We start from the raw sequence: 1,556 nt of genomic DNA, 5'->3' as shown, positions 1-1,556 counted from the left end.
GGGAGGAAGCGCGTTCTTATGGTTTAAATGTCGGTTGGGCTCAGTCAAGCCGTGATTTTATTGGGACCCGAGGAATGCTAACACTGGCAAGATCCAACGACCAGTTATCAGAAAAAGAGCAAAAAGCACAATATACGAATATGTACTGGTTAACTCAAACAGTGCATTCCAGCATTGCTAAAATAGTAAATGATGTAGAGTTTGCTAAATTCAATCTTTATTTAACGAACAGGGAAAAAGAGGCATTACGTTGGACTGCCGAAGGCAAAACGTCAGCAGAAATAGCTCAGATTCTTGGGGTAACTGAAAGAACCGTAAATTTCCATCTCAGTAACTCCATGCAAAAGTTAAATGTAAATAATAAAATTTCAGCAGCTATTCGAGCTGTAATGCTAGGGCTTTTGTAGAGAGTATAAATAACACAGGACTTTAATATTAAAATTAAAAGAAATAAATAATTTTAAGTTTTATATGATTGATTTAAGTTAATTAAATATTTTAGATTTAAGGAAATATAATAAGTATATCTCAATATTAAAATAAAATTTTTTATTTATGTTTATGCTGTATTCTTAAATATTTATTTTTTATATGTGCCTATATAAATATAATAGTTTGATTTTTAATCTATATTTTTTTATAAATTTTTGAAAATATTTACTCTATAGTTAAAAGTAATAAAAAAGAAACTGTTTAAGAGTAAAAACCTTCAAAATCTTGGCTTGTGCGTATCTAAATTAAGAATAGGTGGGACGCTAATTTTAAATAATGATAAGAAATTGAAAATATATAACTGAACAAAAAATGATTCATATAAAGGATTTAGCTTCTTAATTTTCGATAAGAGACCACTAACCTGTAAACACTTACAGGTGTAATAAATAACACTCACACATAAAATATAATGTGAATTTATATTTTAAATAAAAAGTATATTTATTCTTTATTAAGAAACCTAGCAAGAAATGTCGTTTCTGAATTAGCAGATTTTAAAGGTTAATTATAATTAATCGGAGTAAGTTATGGCTGTAATGTGTACGGATAATATCATTGCAACTTTGGAATCCCACGCAAAATTAAATGGAAATAAGATCGCTTTTGAGTATTTGGGACGCCAGTCTGTTGGTATTCAATCTCTGACATATGCAGATTTGAATGAGCGAGTTCAACATCAAGCCCAAATATTAATGAGTATTGTAGACAGTGGTGACCGTGCCGTATTGCTGTTCGAACCTGGGTTGGACTTTATCGTATCGTTCTTTGCCTGTCTGAAAGCTAAAATTATTGCAGTACCAGTCAGCTTACCGTTTAACCGTAATGGTTTTTCTAATATTTTGAATATTATGAATGACTGTGAGCCTAAGATTGTACTCACGACAAAAAAGATTCTTGAGCTCGCAGGTCTTATCACACTAAAAGCTCAAAATGAAAATTTGATATTACATGCTGTTGATGCCGAATTGCAGCGTGACTTGGTGGAAAAAGATTTTCCGCTTATTACTGAAAAAGATATCTGCTTCCTTCAATATACCTCAGGCTCAACAGGCTGGCCTAAA

Annotated in this window: 1 protein-coding gene and 1 pseudogene; both read left to right on the top strand. The window is 31.3% G+C overall.

Features of this window, described 5'->3' with window-relative positions; genetic code table 11:
• A pseudogene (abaR, locus tag VXQ92_RS17300) lies at nucleotides 1-407 on the top strand (LuxR family transcriptional regulator AbaR); the annotation flags it as partial.
• Between the two features lie 615 nt (nucleotides 408-1,022).
• The coding region (locus VXQ92_RS17295) for an AMP-binding protein (protein ID WP_416682652.1) at nucleotides 1,023-1,556 on the top strand (534 nt) is incomplete at its 3' end.

The organism is Acinetobacter sp. 228 (genome assembly GCF_048147885.1).
Note: the sequence above shows the minus strand (reverse complement) of the source record. Positions and strands in the feature narration are given on the sequence as shown.